The 6,097-nt window shown below is 64.8% G+C and carries 9 protein-coding genes; 8 read left to right on the top strand and 1 reads right to left on the bottom strand.

The features are described 5' to 3' along the window. From K5Q19_RS16900 to K5Q19_RS16870, 7 genes are all read left to right on the top strand, one after another. A partial coding sequence (locus K5Q19_RS16900; RefSeq protein ID WP_292947655.1) for an aldehyde dehydrogenase family protein occupies positions 1 to 336 on the top strand: 336 nt, incomplete at its 5' end. A gap of 69 nt (positions 337 to 405) precedes the next feature. Then, entirely contained in the window at positions 406 to 1,278 is an 873-nt protein-coding gene (locus K5Q19_RS16895) for an amidohydrolase family protein (RefSeq protein ID WP_292947653.1), read from the top strand. Between the two features lie 7 nt (positions 1,279 to 1,285). Then, the gene (locus tag K5Q19_RS16890) at positions 1,286 to 1,747 is read left to right on the top strand and encodes a protein tyrosine phosphatase family protein (RefSeq protein ID WP_292947651.1); all 462 of its coding nucleotides are present in this window, start codon (positions 1,286 to 1,288) and stop codon (positions 1,745 to 1,747) included. Next, on the top strand, positions 1,747 to 2,496 hold the full coding sequence (locus K5Q19_RS16885; RefSeq protein ID WP_292947648.1) for an SDR family NAD(P)-dependent oxidoreductase: 750 nt from the start codon (positions 1,747 to 1,749) through the stop codon (positions 2,494 to 2,496). The genes K5Q19_RS16890 and K5Q19_RS16885 overlap by 1 nt, the downstream gene beginning before the upstream one ends. A 4-nt stretch (positions 2,497 to 2,500) precedes the next feature. Continuing rightward, positions 2,501 to 3,277 carry a glutathione S-transferase family protein gene (locus K5Q19_RS16880; RefSeq protein WP_292947645.1) on the top strand — a complete coding sequence of 259 codons (777 nt, stop codon included), beginning with the start codon at positions 2,501 to 2,503 and terminating at the stop codon, positions 3,275 to 3,277. Continuing rightward, positions 3,277 to 4,017: an alpha/beta fold hydrolase gene (locus tag K5Q19_RS16875; protein WP_292947642.1), complete on the top strand. Its 741-nt coding sequence runs from the start codon at positions 3,277 to 3,279 to the stop codon at positions 4,015 to 4,017. Before K5Q19_RS16880 ends, K5Q19_RS16875 begins: the two co-directional genes overlap by 1 nt. Positions 4,018 to 4,030: 13 nt before the next feature. Next, entirely contained in the window at positions 4,031 to 4,930 is a 900-nt protein-coding gene (locus tag K5Q19_RS16870; protein ID WP_292947639.1) for a TauD/TfdA family dioxygenase, read from the top strand. A 111-nt stretch (positions 4,931 to 5,041) separates the two neighbouring features. On the opposite strand, the gene K5Q19_RS16865 is transcribed toward K5Q19_RS16870, so the two are convergent. Continuing rightward, complete coding sequence (locus K5Q19_RS16865; RefSeq protein WP_292947637.1) at positions 5,042 to 5,443, bottom strand: VOC family protein; 402 nt, start codon at positions 5,441 to 5,443, stop codon at positions 5,042 to 5,044. Positions 5,444 to 5,547: 104 nt separating this feature from the next. Here K5Q19_RS16865 and K5Q19_RS16860 point away from each other — a divergent pair, with 104 nt between their 5' ends. Further along, a complete protein-coding gene (locus tag K5Q19_RS16860) occupies positions 5,548 to 6,090 on the top strand; it encodes a chlorite dismutase family protein (protein ID WP_292947634.1) in 543 nt (180 codons plus the stop codon). Positions 6,091 to 6,097: the final 7 nt, after the last annotated feature.

Below are 6,097 nucleotides of genomic sequence, written 5' to 3'. Positions count from 1 at the left end.
CCGCCGGAAGACGCGCGCATCGTGGCGGAAGAGCAGTTCGGCCCGGTCATGCCGCTGATGAAGTTCTCGAGCGACGATGAAGTGATCGCACGCGCGAACAACTCGGAATACGGCCTTGCCGGCGCGGTGTGGACCAAGGACACCGACCGCGGCGTGAAGATTGCCGAGCAGCTCGAAACCGGCACTGTGTGGATCAACGAGTTCCTCCACCTCTCGCCCTTCGCGCCCTTCGGCGGCCACAAGCAGTCCGGCTTCGGCGCCGAATACGGCATCGAGGGCCTGAAGGAGTTCACCTATAGCCAGGTGATCACCGTCAAGAAGGACGCGCTCGTCTGAGCCACGATTGAATGACCAGCAGCCCCGGCGACCTCGTGGTCGTCGGGGCTTCTTTCAAGGAATTGCCTGGTGCCCATCGACATTTCGAAGATCAAAGCCATCGACGTGCACGTGCATGCCGAGGTTTCGTGCCACGATCCGGAAGATCCGGTGATGGGGAAGTTCTTCGATGCGGCATCGGCCTATTTCAAGGCCCCGCGCGAGCGGCCCAAGATGCCCGAGATTGTCGAGATCTACCGCGAGCAGCAGATCGCTTTCTGCATGTTCACGGTCGATGCCGAAAGCGGCATGGGCGCGAAGCGGGTCTCGAATTACGAAGTCGCCGAAATGGCGCTCAAGAACGATGACATCTGCATCGCGTTTGCCTCGATCGATCCGCACAAGGGCAAGTTCGGCGCGCGCGAGGCGCGCGATCTGATCGAGAATTACGGGGTCAAGGGCTTCAAGTTCCACGGCATCGTGCAGGATTGCCACCCGGCGGACCGCGTGGCTTGGCCGATCTACGAAGTGATAGCCGAATATGGCTTCCCGGCGATCTTCCACACCGGCCATTCCGGCATGGGCACCGGCATGCGCGGCGGCGGCGGGATGCGGCTCAAGTATGGCCAGCCGATCCTGATCGACGATGTTGCGGTCGATTTCCCCGACATGAAGATCATTCTTGCGCACCCTTCGTGGCCCTGGGTTGACGAGAGCCTTTCGATGGCGCTGCACAAGGACAATGTGTTCATCGACTTGTCCGGCTGGTCGCCGAAGTACTTCGCGCCGCAGATCATCCAGTATGCCAACACCCAGCTGAAGCATAAGATGCTGTTCGGCAGCGATTTTCCGCTGATTCACCCGCAGAAGTGGATCGATGCGGCGCTCAAGGTCGGCTTCCGCGAGGATGTGCTGCCGGGCATCATGAAGGACAATGCTGTGCGGCTGCTCGGGCTGGCCTGAGCGGACGATGGCAGACCCGGCCGATATTCGCGGCTGGCAGCGGCTGAGCGATGATGTGACCACCTCCGGACGGCTGGAGGAGCACGATGTTGCGCGGCTGGCGGCGCTGGGCGTGCAGCAGGTGATCAATCTCGCGCTCGATAGCCATCCCGATGCGCTTGCGGATGAAGGCGGGAAGCTGGCGGCCGCGGGCATCGGCTACACGCATATTCCGGTGCCGTTCGATGCGCCGAATGACACGCATTTCGCAGCCTTTCGCGCCGTGCTGGAACAGGCGCCGAAGCCGCTCCACGTGCATTGCATCATGAACTGGCGGGTTTCTGCGTTCTTCTACCGCTTGCACCGCGACGTTCTGGGCATGGCCGAAGACGAGGCGCGCGCCCTGATGCAGCAGCAGTGGGAGCCGGACCGCAGCGACAGGCCGGAATGGGCGGTCTGGGCGCAGTTCATCGCGCCGAGGGCAGTCTGATGGATTTCGCGGGCCAGCACGTGGTGATTACCGGCGCTTCCACCGGCATTGGCCGGGCGACAGCGGCGCGCGTGGTGCGCGGCGGCGCGCGGGTCACGCTGATCGCGCGGCGGGGTGAATTGCTGGCGGACTTGTGCGCCGAACTCGGCGCGGGCGCAGGCTGGGCGGCGGCTGATGTGGGCCAGCAGGATCAGCTGGTTGCAGCACTTGAGAGCGCGGTTGCGCAGCACGGGCCTATCGATGCCCTGTTCCTCAATGCAGGAACGGGCGGCACATTTGCGCCGCTGGAAGCCTACTCGGACGAGAATTTCGAAGCGCTAATGGCGGTCAACATGAGGTCCGCGTTCTGGGCGGTGCGCCATGTGCTGCCGGCAATGAAGGCGCGCCGGGCGGGAGCGATCCTGATCACCGGCAGCCTTGCCTCGGAGCGCGGCATGGCGATGAACGTGGGCTATGTGATGAGCAAGCACGCGGTGCTGGGCCTTGCGCGGGCGGCGGCGCTGGAGGGGGCGGCGCATGGTGTGCGCGTCAATTGCCTGGTGCCCGGGTTCATCGAGACGCCGCTTCTGGACGGCGTGCCGGCAGAGCAACTGACGTCGCTCGCCGCCAATGTGCCGCAGCAACGGCTGGGCAGCGCGGCCGATGTGGCGGAAGTCGCCGCCTTCCTGCTTTCACGCGCTGCCGCGCATGTCACCGGCCAGTCCTGGGCGGTGGACGGCGGCGTGCTGGGTACTCTCGCAATCAGGTGAACCGATGGCCCTCAAATACTACCACGCCGAACCGCTGGCGAATTCGCTGAAGTCGATGGCCCCGCTCAAGGAGAAGGGGCTCGACTACGAAAGCATCTACGTCGATCTGCACAAGTTCGAGCAGCACCAGCCGTGGTTCACCGCGATCAACCCCGAGGGGCAGGTACCCGTGCTCGATCACGACGGCACGATCATCACGCACACCACGGTGATCAACGAGTATCTCGAAGACGTGTTTCCCGATGCGCAGCCGGCCGATGGCCCGCTGCGGCCGCGCGATGCGGTGGGGGCGGCGCGGATGCGCTATTGGAACAAGTTTGTCGACGAGCAGGTGATGAACTTCGTCTCGATGCACGGCTGGCACCGCATGGTGGGCGTGATCGCGCGCAATATCGAGAGCGGGGAGTTCGAGAAGCTGCTGGAGAACATTCCGCTGCCCGATCAGCGCAAGAAGTGGGCTACGGCGCGGTCGGGCTTTTCGGAGGCTGATCTCGCCAATGCTACGGCGAAAATCGAGTACGCGGTGGACAAGGTGGAGAAGCAGCTGGCGGAAACGCCGTGGTTGGCAGGCGCGACCTACACGCTGGCGGACATCAATTTCTATGCGCACTGCGGGATGATGGTGGAACGGATGTTTCCCGAAATGGAGATTGGGAAGCGCGCGCCGCGGCTGGTCGAATGGCGTGATCGGGTGACGGCGCGGCCGGGCATGGCGGCAGCATTGAAGAGCGAGGACCGCACTGCACCGGGCCTGCGCACCTGGTCGGGGCATGTGCGCTGATGGCTGGGTTCGTTCTGATCCATGGTTCGTGGCATGGCGGTTGGTGTTTCGATCCGGTCGCCGAATTGCTGCGCGCGCGCGGGCATACGGTTGTCGCGCCGACCCTGCCGGCGATGGGCGGCAGCGCGGAGGAAATGGCCGCGATCACGCTGGGTGAATGGGGCGAATTTGCTGCGCAGCATTGCTGCGATCTGAAGGCACAGCTGGGCGGCGCGCCGGTCGTGCTGGCGGGGCATTCGCGCGGTGGGCTGGTCGTCAGCACGGCGGCGGAGCGTGATCCTGAGGCGATGGATGCGCTGGTCTATGTGTGCGCGATGATGCTGCCTTCGGGAGTCTCGCGGGCCGAGTTCAAGGGCCTCGAAGAGCCCAATCCCGATTTCGATGCGATCATCAGCAAGGTGCATGGCGGGGTGGCGACAGTGGTCGATCCGGCGCGGGCCGGGCCGGTTTTCGCGCAGCTCTCGCCGCCGGAGCTGGTGGCGGGCGTGCTGCCGCGCTTGCTCGCCGAGCCGCATGGGCCGCGTTCGGAGCCATTGCGATTGACGGCGGAGCGGTGGGGCAGTCTGCCGAGGACTTATGTCGAATGCACAGCGGACCGCACCATTCCCATCAAAAGCCAGCGGCGGATGCAGGCCATGTCGCCCGGTGCACGGGTGGTGACGCTGGACGCCGATCACAGCCCCTATCTCTCGCGCCCGGTGGAATTGGCCGATGCGCTGGAAGGGGCGATTCCGGCCTGAGCGGAGACGTGCCATGCGCGAAGTGAGGCTCAGTCCGCAGGGCGATTTCGACAACGCGGCGCGGGATTACGCGCATATCACCGCGCATCCGCTGACTGCCGCGATGGGGGCGGAGATCACCGGCGTGCGGCTGGGGGATGATCTTGCGCCGGAAGCCTTTGACGAGATCCGCGATGCGCTGTGGCGGCACAAGATGGTGTTCCTGCGGGACCAGCACCTCACGCATTCGGAGCATGAGGCGTTCAGCGCACGGTTCGGGCCATTCGCGGTCGATGCCTATACGCAAGGTGTGGAGGGGCATCGCAATGTCCATCCGCTGATCAAGGAAGCCGACACGAAGACCAAGGCGCTGTTCGGCAGCGGCTGGCACACGGATTCGCCGTTCCTCGACGAGCCACCCTCGGTGACGATCCTGCGCGCGGTGGAAGTGCCGCCTTATGGCGGGGATACCGTCTGGGCGGATACGCAGCTGGCGTGGCGGATGCTGAGCCCGACAATGCAGGCCATGCTGCGCTCGCTGCGGGTGCATATGTCGGCCGAGGCCAACATGCTGACGCAGGAGCGGATCAGCGGCAAGCCGATGGCCTTTGCCAATGAGGACAGGCGCACGTCGGCCATTCAGGGCAATTTCCACCCGCTGGTGCGCACCCATCCCATCACCGGGCTGCCCTCGCTCTACGTGGACGAGGCTTATGCGGTCGGGATCGAGGGCATGACCGAGGAGGAAAGCCGCCCGATCCTCGATTTCCTGACGCGGCATATCACGCAAGCCGGCTTCACCTGCCGCCTGCGCTGGGAGCCCGGCATGATCGCGCTATGGGACAACCGCGCCGCGCTCCATCTGGCGCCGAATGATTATGACGGGTTTCGGCGGGAGATGTACCGGACGACGATGGCGGGGGAGCGGCCGTAGTAGGGGGCTCGTGCTTGCCGCTCTGGATTCCCGCCTTCGCGGGAATGACGAGTTTCCCTAACCTTCGTCATTCCCGCGAAGGCGGGAATCCAGAGCGGGCAGACGCGTCCCTCAATCCCCGAAGAAATTGAGTTCCAGCAGCACGTTGTTGGGATCACTGACGAAGATCTGCCTGAGGCCGATGGCGTCTACGGTGTTAAGCTGGAAGGGCGTGCCAAGCTTGCCGACGCGTTCCATCAGTTCTTCATAGCCCGAGCAGTTCAGCGCAACATGATGCACTGCGCCTGTCAGCGCGCCGGGCTCCACATGGCGGTCGAAGGCGCGGGGGCAATCGACCGAGTTGATATGGACGATGGCCTTGCCGCCCACATCGTACATCCACTGCGCGTTCTCGGGCGTCAGCGGCGGGGGCGCGTTGCGGCGTTCGAGGTTGAGCAGCGCCTTGTAGAACTCGGCGGTCTCGTCGAGCTTGTCGGTGATCACATTGACGTGATCGAGCCAGTTGACCTGCATTCTCGCGCTCCTTGCCGATTTGCGCGGAAGCATAGGCACCGGATCGGACCAGTGCAACGCGGGGCGGGTGTAACCGGCCACAGCGTGCGGGCGAATTTCACCGCATGGCACTTCATCCCACCGCCTTCATCGCCGGGCCTTCGGGCGCCTGGCGGGTCACCAGCATCCAGGCTTTTCGCGGTGAGAGCCTGCCGATGGCGCCAGCCTTGCGGATCAGCGAGGCATCGCGTGCGGGCGATGGTGACGGGTGGATGCTGCGCGGGACGGCGAGCAATCTGCGCTACACTTCGCAGGAGGGCGTCAGCGAGCTGCGCGCGGTGCAATCGGGGCTGGGCCGTCCGCAGGCGACCTGTGCCGCGTTGATCCCGATCAGCAAGAGCGCGGCGTGGTGGGCCCTGGCGCAGGACGAGCGCATGGGCGTGTTTCAGCGCGCCAAGCACCATGCGATCGGGCTGCCCTATGTCCGTCCGGTCGCCCGCGCGCTTTACCACTCACGCGATCTGGGCGAGCCGTTCGATTTCCTCACGTGGTTCGAATTCGCGCCGGAGGACGAGCCCGCATTCGACCACTTGCTGGCTGAACTGCGGGCATCCGAGGAATGGGGCTACGTCGAGCGCGAGGTGGACATCCGTCTCACCCGCGCCTGACGCAGCG

Origin of the sequence: Novosphingobium sp. (genome assembly GCF_019748365.1) — a bacterium.
Taxonomy (GTDB): Bacteria; Pseudomonadota; Alphaproteobacteria; order Sphingomonadales; family Sphingomonadaceae; genus Novosphingobium.
This window is presented reverse-complemented; position numbering and strand designations above follow the sequence as displayed.